The sequence below is a fragment of the Streptomyces coacervatus genome, from assembly GCF_029223485.1.
Lineage (GTDB): Bacteria > Actinomycetota > Actinomycetes > Streptomycetales > Streptomycetaceae > Streptomyces > Streptomyces coacervatus.
Genome location: NZ_JARHTP010000002.1, coordinates 562,092 through 586,070, shown reverse-complemented (window position 1 = coordinate 586,070; position 23,979 = coordinate 562,092). Strand labels below are relative to the sequence as shown.

At 69.9% G+C, this 23,979-nt stretch carries 2 protein-coding genes and 1 pseudogene (1 of these 3 cut by a window edge); all 3 read left to right on the top strand.

The features are described from left to right. Nucleotides 1-94 precede the first annotated feature (94 nt). Complete coding sequence (locus tag P2Q00_RS06295) at nt 95-9,631, top strand: non-ribosomal peptide synthetase (protein ID WP_275770362.1); 9,537 nt, start codon at nt 95-97, stop codon at nt 9,629-9,631. After that, nucleotides 9,628-19,335 (top strand): annotated as a pseudogene (locus tag P2Q00_RS06290) (non-ribosomal peptide synthetase); the annotation flags it as partial. The gene P2Q00_RS06295 and the pseudogene P2Q00_RS06290, both read left to right, overlap by 4 nt. Beyond that, nucleotides 19,332-23,979, top strand: the 5' end (the start) of a protein-coding gene (locus tag P2Q00_RS06285) for a non-ribosomal peptide synthetase (RefSeq protein ID WP_275770359.1). The gene runs 5,009 nt beyond the window's last position; 4,648 of the gene's 9,657 nt are visible here — the first part of the coding sequence; its start codon is at nt 19,332-19,334; the stop codon falls past the right edge of the window. The pseudogene P2Q00_RS06290 and the gene P2Q00_RS06285, both read left to right, overlap by 4 nt.

Sequence of the window (23,979 nt, the reverse complement as noted above, 5' to 3'; positions counted from 1 at the left end):
GATACGGCGGACAAGCGCCAACTACCAGTCACAGCTTCAGTCACGATTGGAGTGGGCGCATATGCCCGCAGGCGAGGGTGGACTTCAGGACCTGATGGCAGCACAGCTGGGCGTCTGGCATGCCCAGCAAATGGCCCCGGAGAATCCGGCCTTCAACGCCGCCGAGTACCTTGAAATCCACGGCGATCTGGACGTGGAACTCTTCGTTGCGGTGCTGCGTCATTCCCTCGACGAGGCGGACTCCTATCGTCTGCGCTTTCACATGGACGGCGAGACACCTCGGCAGTGTGTGACCGAATCCCGCGACTACCCGATCCACGTCCTCGACGTCAGCGGTGATCCGGAACCGCGCGCAGCGGCCGAGGACTGGATGCGCGCGGACCTGGCCGGACCGGTCGACCTCATGGACGGGCCGCTGTTCGCCTTCGCCGTGTTCACGCTCGGAGCCGGCCACTTCATCTGGTACCACCGCGTCCACCACATCGCGGCGGACGGCCACAGCCTCTCGGTGATGGCCGCCCGCGTCGCCCGGATCTACACCGCGCTACGGGCGGGACAGGCCCCCGCGGACACCGCCATGGAACCGCTGTCCACCCTGATCGAGGCCGACCGCGCCTACCGGACCTCACCGTCCTTCGAACGCGACCGCACATTCTGGCTCGACACACTCTCGGGGCTCTCGGACGGCGAAGGAGCCCGGGCAGGCGCGAGCCGTCGGCCGCTTCGCGTACCGCAGCGAACCGCGGCGGACATCGGCCCTGAAGCGACCGCCGACCTGCGAGCGGACGTCCGGCGACTGGGGACAAGTCTGGCCGTCCTCTCGATCGCCGCCGGTGCGCTCCACCACCACCGCGCAACCGGTGAGCGGGAGGTCGTCGTCGGGGTCCCGGTGCGCGCCAGGGCCGGGGAGCACGAGCTCGCGACACCCGGCATGATGAGCAACAACGTGCCCGTACGGCTCGGTCTCGCCCCCGGGACGAGCGTCGCGGAACTCCTACGGCAGACCTCGGCAGCCGTCCGTGAGGCGCTGCGCCACCAGCGCTACCGCTACGAGGACATCCTCCGGGATCTGAAGCTCCTCGACCGCGGACCGCTCTGCGATCTGTTCGTCAATCTCATGAGCTTCGACTACTCGATGCCGTTCGGCGACTGCGTGGCCACCGCCCACAACCTCGCCAACGGTCCGGCCGACGGTGTGCGCATCGACATCTTCGACCGCTCGGCCGACACCGGCCTTCGGATCGACGTGGTGACGAACCCGCCGGAGCCGACCGACACCACGACCGGTGTCACACCGGGAGCCGAGATCTCCCGGCGCTTTCTGCGGACGCTCAACTGGCTGGCGACGGCCGCCCCGACAGACACGATCGGCCGGGCCGACCTCCTCGACGACGCGGAGCGCCGCCGGGTCCTGGTCGAGTGGAACGACACCGGGCTCGAGGTGGCACCCGCCACCGTGCCCGGACTCTTCGAGGCGCAGGCGGCCCGCACACCCGACGCGGTCGCGGTGGCCGGCGACGACATCGAGATGTCGTACGCCCAACTCGACGCCCGCGCCGACCGGTTGGCGCGGCTGCTCGTGCGCCGCGGCGTGGGACCCGAGTCGGTGGTCGGCGTACTGATGGAGCGGGGCGTCGATCTGGTGGTGGCGCTGCTCGCGGTGTGGAAGGCGGGGGCGGCATATCTGCCCATCGACCCGGACTATCTCGCCGAACGGGTGGCCTTCACGCTCCAGGACGCGGATGCGGTCTGCGTGGTGACGTCGATGGCCTGCGCCTCGCGAGTGCCCGTCAGTGGTGCGGTGCTGATCGTCGACGAGCCTTCCGTGGTGGCCGAGTCGGCGGCTGCGGATGTCGGCACACCGGAGGGAGAGCAGGGCAGGAACGCTGCGCTGCCGGAGCACGCGGCGTACGTGATCTACACCTCGGGGTCCACCGGGACACCCAAGGGCGTGGTGGTCTCGCACGCGGCCGCGGTGAACCTGGTGGCCGCGCAGAGGGAGCGCCTCGGGGTGGCCGAAGACAGCCGGATGCTGCAGTTCTCGTCGATCGGATTCGACGCGGCGACTTTCGAGCTGCTGGTGCTGTGCTCGGGCGGACGCCTGGTGGTGGCGCCCGCGGCGCGGCTGCTGCCGGGCGCGGGGCTGGCGGAGGTCGTGGCCCGCCATGGAGTGACGCACGCGACGCTGCCGCCGGCCGTCCTGGAGGTGCTGGGACCGGAGGATCTCGCCCCGGTGACGACGCTGGTGTCCGTGGGCGAGGCCATGGGCGCGGAGCTGGTGGCCCGGTGGGCGCCGGGACGGCGCTTCATCAACGGCTACGGGCCGACCGAGAACACCGTCGCCTCCACGGCGACCCGTCCGCTGCAGCCCGGCGACGAGCCGCACATCGGCCGTCCCATGGTCAACGTGCGCGCCTATGTGCTCGATGACGCCTTGTTGCCGGTGGCGCCAGGCGTGGTGGGCGAGTTGTACGTCGCGGGCGCGGGGCTGGCCCGCGGATACCTCGGCCGCCCGGGGCTGAGCGCGCGGCGGTTCGTGGCGGACCCGTTCGCCGCAGACGGGTCGCGGATGTACCAGACCGGCGACCGTGCCAGGTGGACCGAGGACGGTCAGCTGGCCTATGTCGGCCGTGCGGACGAGCAGGTCAAGGTGCGCGGCTTCCGCATCGAACCGGGCGAGATACGGGCGGCACTCCTGGCCCACCCGCAGGTGGCGCAGACCGCGGTGGTCGTACGGGAGGACACGCCCCGTGACCGGCGTCTGGTCGCCTACGCGGTCCCGGTCGCCGGCAGCGAACCGCTCACGCAGGTCAGGGAGTTCCTCGCGGAACGTCTCCCCGCGTACATGGTCCCGACCGCCGTGGTGGTCCTGGATGCGCTGCCGCTCACGGTCAACGGAAAACTGGACCGCGAGGCGCTGCCCGCGCCGCACTACGAGTCGGGCGCGGGCATGGGCCGCGCCCCCGCGACGGCACAGGAGGAGATCCTGCGGGCCGCCTTCGCCGAAGTCCTGGGAGTACCGGGCCTCGGCGTCGAGGACGACTTCTTCGCCCTGGGCGGACACTCGCTGCTGGCGACGCGCCTGGTGAGCCGGATACGCACCTTGCTGGGCCTGGAGATCCAGATCGCGGACGTCTTCGAGGCACCGACCGTGGCCGGCCTCGCGGCCCGGCTGACCGACGCGGGCGCCGCCAAGGCGGCGCTGGTGGTCGGGGAACGGCCCGAACGGGTGCCGTTGTCGTTTGCACAGCAGCGGTTGTGGTTCCTGGGCCAGCTCGAGGGTCCGAGCGCCACCTACAACGCCCCCTTCGTCCTCCGGCTGTCTGGTGATCTTGACCGGGCGGCGCTGTTGGCTGCGTTGCGGGATGTGGTGGTGCGGCATGAGGCGCTGCGGACGGTGTTTCCGGTGGTGGGTGGTGAGCCCTATCAGCGGGTGGTGGGTGCGGATGAGTTGGTGTGGGACTTGGTGGTGGTGGAGGTGGAGCCTGAGGGGTTGTCGGGTGCTGTGGCTGGGGCGGCGGGGTGTGGGTTCGATCTGTCGGTGGAGGTGCCGGTTCGGGCGACGTTGTTCGTGGTGGGGCCGGGCGAATGTGTGCTGGTGCTGGTGGTGCATCACATTGCGGGGGACGGCTGGTCGATGGGGCCGTTGGCCAGGGATGTCTCTGCGGCCTATGTGGCGAGGTCGCAGGGGTCTGTGCCTGTCTGGGGGCCGTTGCCGGTGCAGTACGCGGATTATGCGTTGTGGCAGCGGGAGTTGTTGGGGGATGCGGGTGATCCGTCGAGTGTGATGGCTCGTCAGGTGGCTTATTGGCGGGGTGAGTTGGCGGGTGTGCCGGTGGAGTTGGGGTTGCCGTTCGATCGGGTGCGGCCGGCGGTGGCGAGTCATCGTGGGCATGGGGTGCCGTTTGAGGTGTCGGCGGGGGTGCATGCGCGGCTTGTGGAGTTGGCGCGGGCCGAGGGTGTGACGGTGTTCATGGTGTTGCAGGCGGGGTTGGCGGTGGTGTTGTCGCGGTTGGGGGCGGGGGAGGACGTTCCGATCGGGTCTGCGGTGGCGGGGCGTGTGGATGAGGCGCTCAACGATCTCATCGGGTGCTTTGTGAACACGTTGGTGGTGCGTACGGATCTGTCGGGGGATCCGTCGTTTGTTGAGGTGTTGGGGCGGGTGCGGGAGCGGTCGTTGGGGGCGTTCGCGCATCAGGATGTGCCGTTCGAGCGGTTGGTGGAGGAGCTGGCGCCGACGCGATCGCTGGCCCGCCACCCCCTGTTCCAGGTCGTACTGACCATGGACGACACCACCGACACCGTGCCGGAGCTGCCCGGGCTGGCGGTCGAGCGGCTGGAGACGGTCCGACCTGCGGCGAAGTTCGACGTGGATGTGCTGGTGGGTGAGGTGTTTGACGGTGGGGGTGGGGCTGGTGGTTTGCGTGGTGTGGTGACGGTTGCTGCGGATTTGTTTGATGTGGGGTCGGCGTCGCGGTTTGCGGGTTGTCTGGTGCGGGTGTTGGAGGTGGTGGCGGGGGATCCGGGTGTGCGGGTGCGTGGTGTGGATGTGCTCGGTGCGGGTGAGCGTGGGCGGGTGGTGGAGGAGTGGAACGACACCGCCGCTGATCTGCCGGGGGTGATGGTGCCGGGGTTGTTCGAGGCGCAGGTGGCGCGGACTCCGGATGCGGTTGCTGTGGTGGCGGGTGAAGAGCGGGTGTTGTACGCGCAGTTGGATGCGCGGGCGAACCAGCTGGCGCGCTTCCTGGTGGGGCAGGGCGTGGGCGCGGAATCCGTCGTGGCGCTGTGCTTGCCGCGCGGGGTGGAGACGGTCGCGGCGATTTTGGGGGTGTGGAAGGCGGGGGCTGCGTATCTGCCGGTCGATCCGGGGCAGCCGGTCGAGCGGATCGCGTTCATGCTGCGGGACAGCCGGGCGGTGTTGACGCTGACGACGGGTGAGCTGGTGGGGGAGTTGCCGGCGGGCCGGTCGCGGCTGGTGGCACTGGACGACGCGCTGGCGGCAGGCGAGTCGGGGATGCCGGTGTGGAGTGCGGTGGAGCCGCATGGGCTGGCGTATGTGATCTATACGTCGGGGTCGTCGGGGCGGCCCAAGGGTGTGGCGGTGACGCATGGCGGGCTGAGCAACTATGTGGCGTGTGCGCCGGGTCGGTTGGGGTGGGGTGTGCCGGGGGGCCGGTATGCGTTGTTGCAGGCGCAGGCGACGGATCTGGGGAACACGGTGGTGTTCGCGAGCCTGGCGACCGGGGGTGAGCTGCACGTCCTGGCCGAAGAGGCCGTGACCGATCCGGCGCTGGTGGCCGGGTATCTGGAGCGGCACGGCATCGATTTTGTGAAGGTGGTGCCGTCGCATCTGGCGGCGTTGGGTGCGGCGGGCGGGCTGGCGCGGCTGGTGCCGTCTCGGTCGCTGGTGGTGGGTGGGGAGGCGGCGTCGCCGGAGCTGGTGGGGGAGTTGTTGGCGGCGGCCGGCGGCCGGGGGGTGTTCAACCATTACGGGCCGACCGAGACGACGGTCGGCGTCGCCTGCGGGCCTTTGACAGCCGATGTGGTCACGGTCGGCCGTCCACTCGCCAACACCCGGCTTTACGTGCTGGATGGGGCGTTGTTGCCGGTGGCGCCGGGTGTGGTGGGCGAGTTGTATGTCGCGGGTGCTCAGTTGGCGCGCGGCTATGTGGGGCGGGCGGGGTTGACCGGGGAGCGGTTTGTGGCGTGCCCGTTCGCCGTGGGTGAGCGGATGTATCGGACCGGGGACCGGGTGCGGTGGACGGCTGACGGCCGGTTGGTGTTCGCGGGGCGTGCGGACGGGCAGGTGAAGATCCGGGGGTTCCGGATCGAGCCGGGTGAGGTGCGCACCGTCATCGCGGCGCATCCCGGTGTGCTGCAGGCGGCCGTGATCGCCCGCGAGGACACCCCGGGTGATCGGCGTCTGGTGGGCTATGTGGTGCCGGTCGACGAGGACGCGGATGCGGCCGGGTTGTCGGCGGCGGTGCGGGCGCATGCGGCGCAGAAGCTGCCGGAGCACATGGTGCCGTCCGCGGTGGTGGTGCTGGAGGCGCTGCCGCTGACCGGCAACGGCAAGCTCGACCGCCACGCCCTGCCCGCCCCCGACCACACCGGCACGGCGGGTGCGAGCCGGGGGCCGGCCACGCCCGCGGAAGAGATCCTCTGCGCGGCGTTCGCCGAGATCCTCGGCCTGCCTGCCGTCGGCGTCCACGACGACTTCTTCGACCTCGGCGGACACTCGCTGCTGGCGACGCGCCTGGTGAGCCGCATTCGCGTAGTGCTGGGCGTGGAGGTCGAGATCCGGGCGTTGTTCGAGACGCCGACCGTGGCCGGTCTCGCGGCCCGGCTGACGGATGCGGACGAAGTGCGTACCGCTCTGGTCCCTCGTCCGCGGCCGGAGCGAGTGCCGTTGTCGTTCGGGCAGCAGCGGTTGTGGTTCCTGGGTCAGCTCGAGGGTCCGAGCGCTACGTACAACAGCCCGATCGTGCTGCGGTTGTCAGGTGATTTGGATCAGGGGGCGCTGGCAGCTGCGCTACGGGATGTGCTGCTGCGGCATGAGGCGCTGCGGACGCTTTTCCCGGTTGCTGAGGGCGAGCCGTACCAGCAGGTGCTGGATGTCGATGAGTTGGTGTGGGACTTGGCGGTGGTGGAGGTGGAGCCTGAGGGGTTGTCGGGTGCTGTGGCTGGGGCGGCGGGGTGTGGGTTCGATCTGTCGGTGGAGGTGCCGGTTCGGGCGACGTTGTTCGTGGTGGGGCCGGGCGAATGTGTGCTGGTGCTGGTGGTGCATCACATTGCGGGGGACGGCTGGTCGATGGGGCCGTTGGCCAGGGATGTCTCTGCGGCCTATGTGGCGAGGTCGCAGGGGTCTGTGCCTGTCTGGGGGCCGTTGCCGGTGCAGTACGCGGATTATGCGTTGTGGCAGCGGGAGTTGTTGGGGGATGCGGGTGATCCGTCGAGTGTGATGGCTCGTCAGGTGGCTTATTGGCGGGGTGAGTTGGCGGGTGTGCCGGTGGAGTTGGGGTTGCCGTTCGATCGGGTGCGGCCGGCGGTGGCGAGTCATCGTGGGCATGGGGTGCCGTTTGAGGTGTCGGCGGGGGTGCATGCGCGGCTTGTGGAGTTGGCGCGGGCCGAGGGTGTGACGGTGTTCATGGTGTTGCAGGCGGGGTTGGCGGTGGTGTTGTCGCGGTTGGGGGCGGGGGAGGACGTTCCGATCGGGTCTGCGGTGGCGGGGCGTGTGGATGAGGCGCTGGATGATCTGGTCGGGTGCTTTGTGAACACGTTGGTGGTGCGTACGGATCTGTCGGGGGATCCGTCGTTTGTTGAGGTGTTGGGGCGGGTGCGGGAGCGGTCGTTGGGGGCGTTCGCGCATCAGGATGTGCCGTTCGAGCGGTTGGTGGAGGAGCTGGCGCCGACGCGATCGCTGGCCCGCCACCCGCTGTTCCAGGTCGTACTGACGATGCTGAACTCCATGTCCGAGTCGTCGGATTCCTTCGGGCTGTCGCTGGAGCTGCCGGGTGTGCGGAGCGAGCCGCTGTTTCTGGGGCGGTCTGCGGCGAAGTTCGACGTGGATGTGCTGGTGGGTGAGGTGTTTGACGGTGGGGGTAGGGCTGGTGGTTTGCGTGGTGTGGTGACGGTTGCTGCGGATTTGTTTGATGTGGGGTCGGCGGCGCGGTTTGCGGGTTGTCTGGTGCGGGTGTTGGAGGTGGTGGCGGGGGATCCGGGTGTGCGGGTGAGCGCGGTGCCGGTGCTCGACGAGGCCGAGCGGCGTCAGGTGCTCGAGACCTGGAATGACACGGCGGTTGATCTGCCGGGGGTGATGGTGCCGGGGTTGTTTGAGGCGCAGGTGGCGCGGACTCCGGATGCGGTTGCTGTGGTGGTGGGTGCGGAGCGGGTGTCGTATGCGGAGTTGGATGCGCGGGCGAACCGGCTGGCGCGGCGGTTGCGTGATCTCGGGGTGGGTCCGGAGAGCGTGGTCGGTCTGTGTCTGCCGCGGGGTGTCGATGTGGTGACGTCGATTCTGGCGGTGTGGAAGGCCGGTGGGGCCTATCTGCCGGTGGATCCGGGGCTGCCGGTGGAGCGGATTGCGTTCATGCTGCGGGACAGCGGGATGGGGCTGCTGGTGGTGTCGGCGGTGGTGCTGGACGATTTGCCGGCGATCCGTATGCGGACGGTCGTGGTGGATGCCCCGGCGGTGGCGGCGGCGATCGCCGCGGAGTCCCCGGACGCCCTGGATGTTGCGGTCGAGCCTGCAACGGCGGCGTATGTGATTTATACGTCGGGGTCGTCGGGGCGGCCGAAGGGTGTGGCGGTGACGCATGGCGGGCTGAGCAACTATGTGGCGTGTGTGCCGGGTCGGTTGGGGTGGGGTGTGCCGGGGGGCCGGTATGCGTTGTTGCAGGCGCAGGCGACGGATCTGGGGAACACGGTGGTGTTCGCGAGCCTGGCGACCGGGGGTGAGCTGCATGTTCTGGATGAGGATGCGGCGATGGATCCGGCGGTGGTGGCGGGGTATCTGGAGCGGCACGGCATCGATTTTGTGAAGGTGGTGCCGTCGCATCTGGCGGCGTTGGGTGCGGTGGGCGGGCTGGCGCGGCTGGTGCCGGGGCGGTCGCTGGTTGTGGGTGGGGAGGCGGCGTCGCCGGAGCTGGTGGGGGAGTTGTTGGCGGCGGCCGGCGGGCGGGGGGTGTTCAACCATTACGGGCCGACCGAGACGACGGTCGGCGTCGCCTGCGGGCCTTTGACAGCTGATGTGGTCACGGTGGGCCGTCCGCTCGCCAACACCCGGCTCTACGTGCTGGATGGGGCGTTGTTGCCGGTGGCGCCGGGTGTGGTGGGCGAGTTGTATGTCGCGGGTGCTCAGCTGGCACGGGGGTATGTGGGCCGTCCGGGGTTGACCGGGGAGCGGTTTGTGGCCTGCCCGTTCGGCGTGGGTGAGCGGATGTATCGGACCGGGGACTGGGTGCGGTGGACGGCTGATGGGCGGTTGGTGTTCGCGGGGCGTGCGGACGGGCAGGTGAAGATCCGGGGGTTCCGGATCGAGCCGGGTGAGGTGCGCACCGTCATCGCGGCGCATCCCGGTGTGCTGCAGGCGGCCGTGATCGCCCGGGAGGACACCCCGGGTGACCGGCGTCTGGTGGGCTATGTGGTGCCGGTCGACGAGGACGCGGATGCGGCCGGGTTGTCGGCGGCGGTGCGGGCGCATGCGGCGCAGAAGCTGCCGGAGCACATGGTGCCGTCCGCGGTGGTGGTGCTGGAGGCGCTGCCGCTGACCGGCAACGGCAAGCTCGACCAGCACGCCCTGCCCGCCCCCGACCACACCACGAGTCTGACAGTGAGCCGGGACCCCGCGAATGACCGGGAGCGGGCCCTCTGCCAGACCTTCGCCGAAACCCTCGGGCTGCCGACGGTCGGCGTCGATGACGACTTTTTCACCCTGGGCGGACATTCCCTGCTGGCGATCCGACTGGTGAACCGCGTGCGGGCCGTCACGGGTGAGGAACTTCCGATCCAGGAAGTGTTCGAGACACCCACGCCGGCCGGGCTAGCGGCCTGGCTCCTGGATCACGTCGGTGATGAACAGACAGTCAGGCCCGTGTTGCGGCCGATGCGTCAGCAGGAGGAGTCCCGATGATTCCCATGTCGTTCGCGCAGCGCCGGCAGTGGTTGCTGTGGCAGATGGAGGGGTCCAGCGCCACCTACAACAGCCCGATGATCGTCCGGCTGACCGGGCAGCTGGATCGTGCCGCGCTCAACGCCGCGCTGCGGGATGTCATAGCGAGGCATGAGGTGCTGCGCACGGTGTTCCCCGCCGTGGAGGGCGTACCGCATCAGCGGATCCTGGACATGGCGGACCTTGACTGGGAGCTCTCGCTGGTACAGGTGCTCCGGCCGGAGGGGCAGCCCGGTCAGCAGCTCCTTGAGATCGGTGAACTGCCCTGGGATCAACCGGTGGTGGACCTGCCGACCATCGAGATGGCCAAGGAACTGCCGGGAGCCGAGGTGGCCGCCGGAGAACTGGCCGCAGCGGTGGCGCGTACGACGGGCTACGAGTTCGACCTGGCCGCCGAGGTACCCGTACGAGCGTGGCTGTTCGCCGTAAACCCGGACGAGCACATCCTGGTGGTGGTCATCCACCACATCGCGGGGGACGGCTGGTCGAACGGCCCGCTGGGACGTGACCTGTCGACGGCGTACGAGGCCAGGTCGCAGGGGCGCGCGCCCACCTGGGAGCCGCTGTCGGTCCAGTACGCGGACTACGCGCTGTGGCAGCGGGAGCTGCTGGGCGACGAGGACGATCCGAAGAGTGTCATGTCCCGCCAGGTGGACTACTGGCGCGAGGCGCTGGCGGATCTGCCGGAGGAACTGTCGCTGCCGGCCGAGCGCCCTCGCCCGGCGGTGGCCAGCCACCGTGGGCACATGGTCGGAGTGAGCGTGCCGGCCGAGGTGCACCGGAGGCTGCTCCATCTGGCCCGCGAGCGCAGGATGACTCTGTTCATGGTCATCCAGGCCGGACTTGCGGTGGCGTTGTCGCGGTTGGGGGCCGGAGACGACGTTCCGATCGGGTCTGCGGTCGCCGGGCGTACGGATGAGGCGCTCAACGATCTCATCGGGTGCTTCGTGAACACGCTGGTGGTGCGCACGGATCTGTCGGGGGATCCGACGTTCTCCGAGGTGTTGGAGCGGGTGCGCGAGCGGTCGCTCGGAGCGTTCGCGCATCAGGATGTGCCGTTCGACCGGCTGGTGGAGGAGCTGGCGCCGAGGCGCGCGCCGTCCCGCCACCCGCTGTTCCAGGTCGTACTGACCATGCAGGACATGGGTTCGCGGATGACGCTGGCCGGTCTGCGCGCTGATGCGCTGTCGATCGGAAGGCCGACTGCGAAGTTCGACCTGGACGTGATGATCGGCGAGGCATTTGACGGCGAGGGCGAGCCTGGTGGTTTGCGTGGTGTGGTGACGGTTGCTGCGGATTTGTTTGATGTGGGGTCGGCGTCGCGGTTTGCGGGTTGTCTGGTGCGGATGTTGGAGGTGGTGGCGGGGGATCCGGGTGTGCGGGTGCGTGGTGTGGATGTGCTTGGTGCGGGTGAGCGTGGGCGGGTGGTGGAGGAGTGGAACGACACCGCCGCTGACCTTCCGAAGGTGATGGTGCCGGGGTTGTTTGAGGCGCAGGTGGCGCGGACTCCGGATGCGGTTGCTGTGGTGGTGGGTGAAGAGCGGGTGTCGTACGCGGAGTTGGATGCGCGGGCGAACCGGCTGGCGCGGCGGTTGCGTGATCTCGGGGTGGGTCCGGAGAGCGTGGTCGGCCTGTGTCTGCCGCGGGGTGTCGATGTGGTGACCTCGATTCTGGCGGTGTGGAAGGCCGGTGGGGCCTATCTGCCGGTGGATCCGGGGCTGCCGGTGGAGCGGATTGCGTTCATGCTGCGGGACAGCGGGATGGGGCTGCTGGTGGTGTCGGCGGGGGTGCTGGATGACCTGCCGGCGATCCGTATGCGCACCCTCGTGGTGGATGCCCCGGCGGTGGTGGCGGCGATCGCCGCGGAGTCCCCGGACGCCCTGGATGTTCCGGTGGAGCCGCATGGGGTGGCGTATGTGATCTATACGTCGGGGTCGTCGGGGCGGCCGAAGGGTGTGGCGGTGACGCATGGGGCGTTGGCGAACTATGTGTCTTCGGTGCCGGGTCGGTTGGGGTGGGGTGTGCCGGGGGGCCGGTATGCGTTGTTGCAGGCGCAGGCGACGGATCTGGGGAACACGGTGGTGTTCGCGAGCCTGGCGACCGGGGGTGAGCTGCACGTCCTGGCCGAAGAGGCCGTGACCGATCCGGCGCTGGTGGCCGGGTATCTGGAGCGGCACGGCATCGACTTTGTGAAGGTGGTGCCGTCGCATCTGGCGGCGTTGGGTGCGGTGGGCGGGCTGGCGCGGCTGGTGCCGGGGCGGTCGCTGGTTGTGGGTGGGGAGGCGGCGTCGCCGGAGCTGGTGGGGGAGTTGTTGGCGGCGGCCGGCGGCCGGGGGGTGTTCAACCATTACGGGCCGACCGAGACGACCATCGGCGTCGCCTGCGGGCCTTTGACAGCCGATGTGGTCACGGTCGGCCGTCCACTCGCCAACACCCGGCTCTACGTGCTGGATGGGGCGTTGTTGCCGGTGGCGCCGGGTGTGGTGGGCGAGTTGTATGTCGCGGGCGCTCAGCTGGCGCGCGGCTATGTGGGGCGGGCGGGGCTGACGGCGGAGCGGTTTGTGGCCTGCCCGTTCGAAATCGGTGAGCGGATGTATCGGACCGGGGACCGGGTGCGGTGGACGGCTGACGGCCGGGTGGTGTTCGCGGGGCGTGCGGACGGGCAGGTGAAGATCCGGGGGTTCCGGATCGAGCCGGGTGAGGTGCGCACCGTCATCGCGGCGCATCCCGGTGTGCTGCAGGCGGCCGTGATCGCCCGCGAGGACACCCCGGGTGACCGGCGTCTGGTGGGCTATGTGGTGCCGGTCGACGAGGACGCGGACGGGTCAGGGTTGTCGGCGGCGGTGCGGGCGCATGCGGCGCAGAAGCTGCCGGAGCACATGGTGCCGTCCGCGGTGGTGGTGCTGGAGGCGCTGCCGCTGACCGGCAACGGCAAGCTCGACCAGCACGCCCTGCCCGCCCCCGACCACACCGGCACGGCGGGTGCGAGCCGGGGGCCGGCCACGCCCGCGGAAGAGATCCTCTGCCAGACCTTCGCCGAGATCCTCGGCCTGGATGCGGTCGGCGTCCACGACGACTTCTTCGACCTCGGCGGACACTCGCTCCTCGCTGTGTCGCTCGTGGAGAAGCTCAGGGCGCGAGGGGTGTCCATCTCCGTACGGGGCCTCTTCGAAAACCCCACCCCGGCGGAACTTGGGCCGGCGGCGGGACCGGAGCAGGTGACGGTGCCGCAGAACCGGATCCCCGCCGATGCGCAGGAGATCACCCCGGAGATGCTGCCGCTGGTCGACCTGGACGCCGCCGGGATCGAGCGGGTCGTGGCCGCGGTGGACGGCGGGGCCGGCAACCTGGCGGACGTCTATCCACTGGCCCCCCTGCAGGAAGGCATCTTCTTCCTCCACCTCATGGCCGACCGGGACCGCGGCGATGTGTACGTACAGCCGCACGTGCTGGAATTTGACTCGCGTGCCCGCCTCGACGGGTTCCTTGCGGCATTCCAGCAGGTCATCGACCGGCATGACATCTACCGCACCGCCATCGCATGGGAAGGGCTGCGCGAGCCGCTGCAGGTCGTCGCGCGCCGGGCGATGCTGCCGGTGGAGCACATTGAGCTCGACCCGGACGGGCCGGACCCCGCTGAGCAGCTCGTGGCCGCCGGCGGTTCCTGGATCGACATGGACCGGCCCCCGCTGCTGCGCGTGCTCACTGCGCAGGACCCGCACAGCGGCAGCTGGCTGGCGCTCCTGCGCATTCACCACATGATCCGGGACCACCGCACGCTGGAGGTGCTGGTCGAGGAGCTTCGTGCGTTCATGTCCGGACAGGGCGAGACGCTCCCGGAGCCGTTGCCGTTCCGCGACTTCGTGGCCCAGGCCCGGCTCGGGACGGCCCGGGAGGATCACGAGCGTTACTTCTCCGGTCTCCTCGGGGACGTCACCGAGCCCACGGCCCCCTTCGGGCTGCTCGACGTGCACGGTGACGGTGTGGACGCGGTCCGCGTCCAGCTGCCGGTGGACGAGGACCTGGCCAGGCGGGTGCGCGGGGTGTCGCAGCGGCTGGGAGTCAGCACCGCGTCGTTGTTCCACCTCGCTTGGGCGCGGGTACTGGCGGCGGTGTCGGGGCGGGACGACGTGGTCTTCGGCACGGTGCTGTTCGGACGCATGGACGTGGGTGCCGGGGCCGACCGGGTACTCGGCCCGTTCATCAACACGCTGCCCGTACGCGTGCATGTCGACGAACGAAGCGTCCTGGTGGCGCTGCAGGAGCTGCGCAGCCAGCTCGCGGACCTGATCGTCCACGAGAGCGCCCCGCTCGCGCTGGCCCAGAAGGCCAGCTCCCTGCCCGGCGGCAGCCCCCTGTTCACCTCGATCTTCAACTACCGGCACAACCAGCGCGCCGCAGAGCGGACCGGCCCCCGTATCGAGGGCGTCACCATACGGCTGTCCCGGGACCGCACCAACTACCCGCTGGACGCGGCCGTAAGCGACACCGGCAGCGGCTTCGTCCTGACGGTGGACGCGCTGGCGCCTGCCGATCCGGCTCAAGTCGGCGACATGCTCCACACCTGCCTCGCGAACATCACCACCGCGCTCGAGGAGGAGCCCGACCGCCCGCTGAGCGCGGTGCCGACCCTCGACGACGCGGAGCGCCGCCGGGTGCTGGTGGAGTGGAACGACACGGCCGTCGACGTTCCTGCCATGACCGTGCCGGAGCTGTTCGCGGCACAGGTGGCGCGTGTTCCCGACGCCCTCGCCCTGGCGTCCGACGAAGTCGAGCTGTCGTACGCGGAGTTGGACGCACGGGCCAACAAACTGGCACGCCGCCTGGTGGCAGCGGGAGTCGGGCCGGAATCGGTTGTCGCGGTGGTGATGGAGCGCTCGCCGGATCTGGTGGTGGCGCTGCTGGGCGTGCTCAAGGCCGGGGGTGCGTATCTGCCCGTCGATCCGGCGTACCCGGTCGGGCGGCTGGTGTTCATGCTCAGCGACGCACGCCCGTCCTGTGTGATCACGACCGAGGCGTACGAGCAGACAGTGCCGGGGCTGGTCGGCGTACCCGTGCTGGTCCTCGACGATCCGTCGATGATCGCGCAACTCGACGGCACCGAAGCGGCGGAACTGACCGACAGCGAGCGCGGCGGTCCGCTGCTGCCCGCCCACCCCGCCTATGTGATCTATACGTCGGGGTCGTCGGGGCGGCCGAAGGGTGTGGTGGTGTCGCATGCGGGTGTGGGGAGTTTGGTTGCGGCGCAGGTGGCGGGGTTTGGGGTGGGGGTGGGTTGTCGGGTGTTGCAGTTTGCGTCGGCGGGTTTTGATGCGGCGACGTGGGAGTTGTTGATGGCGTTGGGTTCGGGTGCGTGTGTGGTGGTGGGGGGTGTGGGGGAGTTGGTGCCGGGGCCGGCGCTGGTGGATTTTGTGGCTCGGCATGGGGTGACGCATGCGACGTTGCCGCCGGCGGTGTTGGGGGTGTTGGAGGCTGGGAGTTTGTCGTCGGTGTCGACGTTGGTGTCGGCGGGTGAGGCGTTGGGGCCGGAGGTGGTGGCCCGGTGGGCGGATGGGCGTCGGTTCGTCAATGCGTACGGTCCGACGGAGACCACGGTGTGCGCGACGATGTCGGCCGCGTTGGGGGTGGGGGAGGAGCCGCATATCGGCGGGCCGATCACCAACACCCGGGTCTACGTGCTTGATGATGTGCTGTCCCCGGTGCCGGTGGGTGTGGTGGGCGAGTTGTACGTCGCGGGGCAGGGGTTGGCTCGGGGGTATGTGGGCCGCCCGGGGCTGACGGGGGAGCGGTTTGTTGCGTGTCCGTTCGCTGTCGGTGAGCGGATGTACCGGACCGGGGACCGGGTGCGGTGGGATGCGCGCGGAAGGCTGCACTATCTGGGTCGTGCGGATGAGCAGGTGAAGATCCGGGGGTTCCGCATCGAGCCGGGCGAGGTACAGGCTGCCGTTGTCGCGCATCCTCAGGTCGCGCAGGCGGCGGTGGTGGTGCGCGAGGACACCCCGGGCGACAAACGCCTGGTCGCCTACGTCGTACCCGACGGTGCCACGAGCGAACTGGCCGCTCAGATACAGGAGTTCACCGCACAGCAGCTACCGGACTACATGGTCCCGGCCGCGGTGGTGGTCCTGGACGAGCTGCCGCTCACCGTCAACGGCAAGCTCGACCGGGCGGCGCTGCCCGCCCCGGACTACGCGACCGACGGCGGACGGGCACCGGCCAATGCCTGGGAGGAGATCGTCTGCGGCGCCTTCGCCGAGATCCTCGGCCTGGACGCGGTCGGAGTGGATGACAACTTCTTCGACCTCGGCGGCCATTCGCTGCTCGCGACCCGCCTGGTCAGCCGACTTCGCGCCGTGCTCGGCGTCGAGGTGGAGCTCGCAGCCCTCTTCGACGCCCCGACTCCGGCCGGAGTGGCCGCAGGACTGGCACAGGCGGCACCCGGCCGCACCGCTCTCGTGGCCGGGGAGCGGCCGCAGCGGCTGCCGTTGTCCTTCGCTCAGCAGCGCCTGTGGTTCGTCGAGCAACTCGAGGGCGCCGGAACGATGTACAACGTTCCGGTCGCTCTGCGGCTGACCGGCCGGATGGACCGTACGGCTCTCGCGGCGGCGCTGCGGGACGTACTGGGCCGGCACGAGGTTCTGCGCACGGTCTTCGGGGTGTCGGAGGGCGAGCCGTACCAGCGCATCCTGCGCCTGGACGACCTGGACTGGGAGCTGGAGATCGTCGAGGTCACTCCCGAGGAAATGCCCGACGCCGTCGCCGCAGCCTCTGGTCACACCTTCGACATCGCCTCGGAAGTGCCGGTCAGGGCTTGGCTGTTCGCCGCCGGTCCCGAGGAGCACGTGCTGCTCATCGTGATCCACCACATCGCCGGCGACGGCTGGTCGACGGCGCCGCTGATGCGGGACTTCTCGGCGGCGTACGCGGCCCGGCGGGAGGGCCGCGCACCGGTCTGGGAGCCGCTGGCGGTGCAGTACGCGGACTATGCGCTGTGGCAGCGTGATCTGCTCGGCGACGGGGACGACCCGGACAGCCTGCTCGCCGAGCAGGTGGTGTACTGGCGGCAGACCCTCGCCGGTGCTCCGGAGGAACTGAACCTGCCCTTCGACCGGCCCCGCCCCGCGGTGGCGAGCCACCGAGCACACCGGCTGCCGCTGCGGATCCCGGCCGAGCTGCACCAACAAGTGCTGGGAGCGGCCCGGGACCAGGGCGTGACCCTGTTCATGGTCGTGCAGGCCGCACTGGCAGTCCTGCTCTCCCGGCTCGGGGCGGGCGACGACATCCCGATCGGCTCGGCCATCGCCGGACGTACCGACGAGGCGCAGGACGACCTGGTCGGCCTCTTCGTCAACACCCTGGTCGTACGCACCGACCTGACCGGCGACCCGACCTTCGCCCAGATCCTCGAGCGGGTACGGGAGACGAGTCTGAACGCGTTCGCCCACCAGGATGTCCCCTTCGAGCGGCTGGTCGAGGAACTGGCCCCCGTCCGCTCCCTGGCACGGCACCCGCTCACCCAGGTGACCCTCACCCTGCAGAACGCCGACCGGGCGGTCCTCGATCTGCCCGGCCTCCAGGTCGCCCCCCTGCCGGGGGGAGATGTGACCACCGACTTCGACCTCCGTGTGATCGTCGGAGAGGTCTTCGACGACGAGGGTGCCCCGGTGGGTATGCGCGGATCACTCACCGTGGCGGCGGACCTGTTCGACCTGAGCACGGCGGAGCGAATCGCCGACCGGCTGGTGCGCGTGCTCGACATAGTGACCGAGCACCTGGACCGCCCGCTGAGCGCGGTGCCGACGCTCGACGACGCGGAGCGCCGCCGGGTGCTGGTGGAGTGGAACGACACCGCGGTCGACGTGCCCCCCATCACGGCGCCGAGCCTGTTCGCGGAGCACGTGGCCAGGACCCCGCAGGCGATGGCGGTCGTCTCCGACGAAGTCGAGGTGTCGTACGCGGAGTTGGATGCCCGTGCGAGCCGGCTGGCGCGGCGACTGCGCGATCTCGGCGTGGGTCCGGAGAGCGTGGTCGGCCTGTGTCTGCCCCGCGGTGTCGATCTGGTGACCTCGATCCTGGCGGTGTGGAAGGCCGGCGGAGCCTATCTGCCAGTGGATCCCCAGTATCCGGCTGAGCGGATCGCGTACATGCTGCGGGACAGCCGGGCCGGTCTGCTGGTGGCGACGGCTGCGGTGCTTGACGACCTGCCGGCGGGCCGTATCCGCACGATCGCGGTGGACGACCCGGCGGTGGCGGCGGCGATCGCCGCGGAGTCTCCGGACGCCCTGGACGTTCCGGTCGAACCTGGAACGGCGGCGTATGTGATCTATACGTCGGGGTCGTCGGGGCGGCCGAAGGGTGTGGTGGTGTCGCATGCGGGTGTGGGGAGTTTGGTTGCGGCGCAGGTGGCGGGGTTTGGGGTGGGGGTGGGTTGTCGGGTGTTGCAGTTTGCGTCGGCGGGTTTTGATGCGGCGACGTGGGAGTTGTTGATGGCGTTGGGTTCGGGTGCGTGTGTGGTGGTGGGGGGTGTGGGGGAGTTGGTGCCGGGGCCGGCGCTGGTGGATTTTGTGGCTCGGCATGGGGTGACGCATGCGACGTTGCCGCCGGCGGTGTTGGGGGTGTTGGAGGCTGGGAGTTTGTCGTCGGTGTCGACGTTGGTGTCGGCGGGTGAGGCGTTGGGGCCGGAGGTGGTGGCCCGGTGGGCGGATGGGCGTCGGTTCGTCAATGCGTACGGTCCGACGGAGACCACGGTGTGCGCGACGATGTCGGCCGCGTTGGGGGTGGGGGAGGAGCCGCATATCGGCGGGCCGATCACCAACACCCGGGTCTACGTGCTTGATGATGTGCTGTCCCCGGTGCCGGTGGGTGTGGTGGGCGAGTTGTACGTCGCGGGGCAGGGGTTGGCTCGGGGGTATGTGGGCCGCCCGGGGCTGACGGGGGAGCGGTTTGTTGCGTGTCCGTTCGCCGTGGGTGAGCGGATGTATCGGACCGGGGACCGGGTGCGGTGGGATGCGCGCGGAAGGCTGCACTATCTGGGTCGTGCGGATGAGCAGGTGAAGATCCGGGGGTTCCGGATCGAGCCGGGCGAGGTGCAGGCCGTGGTGGCCGCGCATCCGGCGCTTGCGCAGGCGGCGGTGGTGGTACGTGAGGACAGCCCGGGTGACAAACGCCTGGTCGCCTACGTCGTACCCGTAGAACCGAACAGCGCAGAGGAACTCACCGCCCAGATACGCCAGTTCGCGGCAAGGCGGCTTCCCGACCATCTGGTGCCCGCGGCGGTCGTGCCGCTGGACGCGCTGCCGATGACGGTGAACGGAAAGCTGGACCGCAAGGCCCTTCCGGCTCCCGACTACGGCGCCGGTGCCGACACGGGCCGGGAGCCGGCCAACGCCCGCGAGAAGAGTCTGTGCGCGGCCTTCGCGGAGGTCCTCGGACTGCCCAAAGTCGGCGTCGACGACGACTTCTTCGCCCGGGGCGGTCACTCCCTGCTGGCGACCAGGCTGGTCAGCAAGGTGCGCACCGTACTCGGCGAGGAAATACCGATCCGGGTGCTGTTCGAGACGCCCACACCCGCCGGGCTCGCCACCTGGCTCGCCGAACACGGCGGCCGCCGTGAGAAGCCCAGGCCCACGTTGCGGCCGATGCGTCAGCAGGAGGAGTCCCGATGATCCCGATGTCGTTCGCACAGCGCCGGCTGTGGTTCATCGCGCAGCTCGAGGGCACGACCGCGATGTACAACATCCCGGTCGGCCTGCGACTGCTGGGTGAGATCGACCGTACGGCTCTCGCGGCGGCGCTGCGGGACGTACTGGGCCGGCACGAGGTTCTGCGCACGGTCTTCGGGGTGTCGGAGGGCGAGCCGTACCAGCGCATCCTGCGCCTGGACGACCTGGACTGGGAGCTGGAGATCGTCGAGGTCACCCCCGACGAGCTGCCCGAGGCCGTCGTGAAAGCCTCCGGACACGTCTTCGACCTCGAGAGCGAAGTGCCGGTCAGGGCTTGGCTGTTCGCGGCCGGTCCCGAGGAGCACGTGCTGCTCATCGTGATGCACCACATCGCCAGCGACGGCTGGTCCACGGCGCCGCTGGGCCGCGACCTCACAGCGGCGTACGCGGCCCGACGGGAGGGCCGCGCACCGGTCTGGGAGCCGCTGGCGGTGCAGTACGCGGACTACGCGCTGTGGCAGCGTGATCTGCTCGGCGACGGGGACGACCCGGACAGCCTGCTCGCCGAGCAGGTGACGTACTGGCGCGAGACCCTCGCCGGTGCTCCGGAGGAACTGAACCTGCCCTTCGACCGGCCCCGCCCGATGGTGGCCAGCCATGAGGGGCACCGGATCGACTTCGCCGTCCCCGCCGAGGCCCATCGCCGGCTGGCGGAGATGGCCAGGGCCGAGGGCGCGACCTTCTTCATGGTCGTGCAGTCCGCCCTGGCGGTCGTCCTGTCGCGGCTGGGGGCCGGGTTCGACATACCCATCGGGTCGGTGATCGCCGGACGTACCGACGAGGCGCTGGACGACCTGATCGGGTTCTTCGTCAACACCCTGGTCGTACGCACCGATCTGACCGGCGACCCCAGCTTCGCGCAGCTGCTGTCACGGGTGCGCGAGTCGAGCCTCAGCGCCTTCGAATACCAGGACATCCCCTTCGAGCGCCTGGTCGAGGAACTGGCACCGGCCCGATCCCTGTCGCGCCATCCGCTGTTCCAGGTCATGCTCACTGTGCAGAACCACGGCCGGGGGTCGCTGATCCTGCCCGGTGCCCGGGTGGAGGGCCTGGCAGGTGCGGCTGCCGCCACAGGTCCCGCCGTGGCGAAGTTCGACATGGACGTACACGTCGGCATCAGGGAGACGTTCGACGAGTCCGGACGGCCGGCCGGACTGCGTGGCGCGCTGACCGTCTCGGCCGACCTCTTCGACCGGGAGTCGGCCGAGGGCATCGCGGGCCGACTGGTCCGTGTCTTCGAGACGGTGGCCGAGAACCCGGCCCTGCGGCTGAGCGCAGTGCCGGTGCTGGACGAGGCCGAGCGGCGGCAGGTGCTCGTGACCTGGAACGACACCACCGCGGACGTCCCCCGAGGGACCGTGCGGGAGCTGTTCGAGGCGCAGGTGGCACGGACACCGGACGCCATCGCCGTGCGGTGCGGCGAGTCCGGACTTTCGTACACCGAACTGGACGCCCGCGCCAACCGGTTGGGGCGGCACCTGATCAGCACGGGCGTAGGACCCGAGTCGGTCGTCGCGATCCTGCTGGACCGCTCCGCGGACCTGGTGGCGGCGATGCTGGGCGTGCTGAAGGCGGGCGCCGCCTATCTGCCTGTTGACCCCGGCCAACCGGCGGAACGTATCGCCTTCATGCTCGCGGACGCCGACGTCGCGAGCGTGATCTCGACGTCCGGACACCTGGCTGCGCTGCCGCCGGACACCGAGGTCGTGGTGCTGGACGAGCCGCCGGTGATCGGGGCACTGGCAGAGCTGGACGACAGCGCCCTGGACGACAAGGAGCGCCGCGGCCCGGTATTCCCCGAACACGCGGCGTATGTCATCTACACCTCCGGATCGACAGGTCGGCCGAAGGGCGTGGCGGTCTCGCACGCCGGTCTCGGGAGCCTGGTGGCGGCGCAGTCGGAGCGGTTCGAGGTCACGGGCGACAGCCGCGTGCTGCAGTTCGCCTCGATCGGCTTCGACGCGGCCGGCGCGGAGATCTGGGTGACGCTGTGCTCGGGTGCGTGTGTGGTGGTGGGGGGTGTGGGGGAGTTGGTGCCGGGGCCGGCACTGGTGGATTTTGTGGCTCGGCATGGGGTGACGCATGCGACGTTGCCGCCGGCGGTGTTGGGGGTGTTGGAGGCTGGGAGTTTGTCGTCGGTGTCGACGTTGGTGTCGGCGGGTGAGGCGTTGGGGCCGGAGGTGGTGGCCCGGTGGGCGGATGGGCGTCGGTTCGTCAATGCGTACGGTCCGACGGAGACGACGGTGTGCGCGACGATGTCGGCCGCGTTGAGGGTAGGAGAGCAGCCGCATATCGGCGGGCCGATCACCAACACCCGGGTGTACGTGCTCGATGATGCGCTGTCCCCGGTGCCGGTGGGTGTGGTGGGCGAACTGTACGTCGCGGGAGCGGGGTTGGCTCGGGGGTATGTGGGCCGGGCCGGGCTGACGGGGGAGCGGTTTGTGGCGTGTCCGTTCGCTGTCGGTGAGCGGATGTACCGGACCGGGGACCGGGTGCGGTGGGATGCGCGCGGAAGGCTGCACTATCTCGGGCGTGCGGATGAGCAGGTGAAGATCCGAGGGTTCCGGATCGAGCCGGGCGAGGTGCAGGCCGTGGTGGCCGCGCATCCGGCGCTTGCGCAGGCGGCAGTGGTGGTACGCGAGGACAGCCCGGGCGACAAACGCCTGGTCGCCTACGTCATACCGAAGGAAGGGGAGGTTGAGGAGGGGCTGTCGGCGCTGGTGCGTCAGTTCGCGGCGGAGCGGCTGCCCGAATATCTGGTGCCCGCAGCGGTCGTGCCGCTGGACGCGCTGCCCATGACGAAGAACGGAAAGCTGGACCGCAGAGCTCTACCGGCACCTGAGTACGGCACGGGCCAGGGGCGCGGGCCGGCCAACGCCCGCGAAGAGATCCTGTGTGCCGCGTTCGCGGAGGTGCTCGGACTGCCGACGGTGAGCGTCGACGACGACTTCTTCGCGCTCGGCGGGCACTCCCTGCTGACGGTGCGTCTGGTGGAGCTGCTGCGGCTGAGGGGCGTCACCGTACCTGTGCGCGCGCTCTTCGAGACGCCGACGGTGGCGGGGCTGGCGGCCGTGGCGGGTGCGGAGCGGGTGGCGGTGCCGGAGAACCGTATCCCTGAGGGTGCGGAGGCGATCACGCCCGAGATGCTGCCGCTGGTGGAGCTGTCGGCAGCGGAGATCGAACGGGTCGTGGCGCGCGTTCCGGGCGGCGCGGGCAACGTCGCGGACATCTATCCACTGGCGCCCCTTCAGGAGGGCATCCTCTTCCACCACCTGATGGCGGGGACGGACGGCGACGACGCGTATGTCATGCCAGTGGTGCTGGAGTTCGCTTCCCGCACCCGGCTCGATGCGTTCACCCAGGCACTGCAGCAGGTGCTGGACCGGCATGACATCTACCGCACCTCCATGGTCTGGGAAGGACTGGCCGCACCCGTCCAGGTCGTTTGGCGCCGCGCGGTACTGCCGGTCCGGGAAGTCGTGCTGGAGTCCGGAACAGACCCGGTGCAGGGCCTGCTCGCGCTCGGCGGAACGTCCATGGACGTAGGCCGTGCGCCGCTGATCAATGCCTTTGTGGCTGCGCATCCGGAGGGCGAGGGCCGCTGGTTGGTGCTGCTGCGGATGCATCACCTGGTGCAGGACCACACCGGGATGGATGTGGTGCTGAACGAGGTGCGGGCGATTCTGGCGGGGCGTGGTGGGGAGTTGGCGGATCCGTTGCCGTTCCGGGACTTCGTGGCGCAGGCGCGGGGTGGGGTGGAGCGGTCGGAGCATGAGCGGTATTTCGCGGGGCTGTTGGGTGATGTGGTGGAGCCGACGGCGCCGTACGGGCTGGTGGATGTGCATGGTGATGGTGCGGGTGTGGTGCGGGCGCAGCTGCCGGTGCGGGCGCCGGTGGTGGCGGCGGTGCGGGGCTTGGCGCGGCGTCTTGGGGTGAGTCCGGCGACGTTGTTCCATGTGGCGTGGGCGCGGGTGTTGGGAGCGGTGTCGGGGCGTGCGGACGTGGTGTTCGGGACGGTGCTGTTCGGGCGCATGAACGCCGGTGCGGGTGCGGACCGCGTGGCGGGGTTGTTCATCAACACTTTGCCGGTGCGGGTGGGGTTGGCGGGGACGGGTGTGGTGGAGGCGGTGTCGGGGATGCGCGGTCAGCTGGCCGCGCTGCTGGAGCACGAGCATGCTCCGTTGACGCTGGCCCAGCAGGTCAGTGGGGTGTCGGCCAATACGCCGCTGTTTACCTCCCTCTTCAACTACCGGCACAGCACCAGCTCGACCCCCGCGGAGAGCGAGTCCCAAGACGGCGCGACCGAGATTCCGGTCGACGACATCAAGGCGCTGTTCATGGAGGAGCGCACCAACTATCCGCTGACGGTGTCGGTCGATGATGTGGGTGAGGGGATCTGGCTGACGGTCGATGCGCTGGCGCCTGCCGATTCGGAGGCGGTGTGCGGGCTGTTGCACACGGCGGTGGAGAGCCTGGCGGCGGCGTTGGGCGAGGCGCTGGACACCGACTCCGACGTACCGCTTCATGACGTCGACGTCATGGGTGACTCCGAGCGGCGGCGGGTGGTGGGGGAGTGGAACGACACGG

Bases quoted from the DNA above. Each gene is read 5' to 3' on its own strand.
- P2Q00_RS06295 (WP_275770362.1), top strand. From the start codon at position 95: ATGGCAGCACAGCTGGGCGTCTGGCATGCCCAGCAAATGGCCCCGGAG.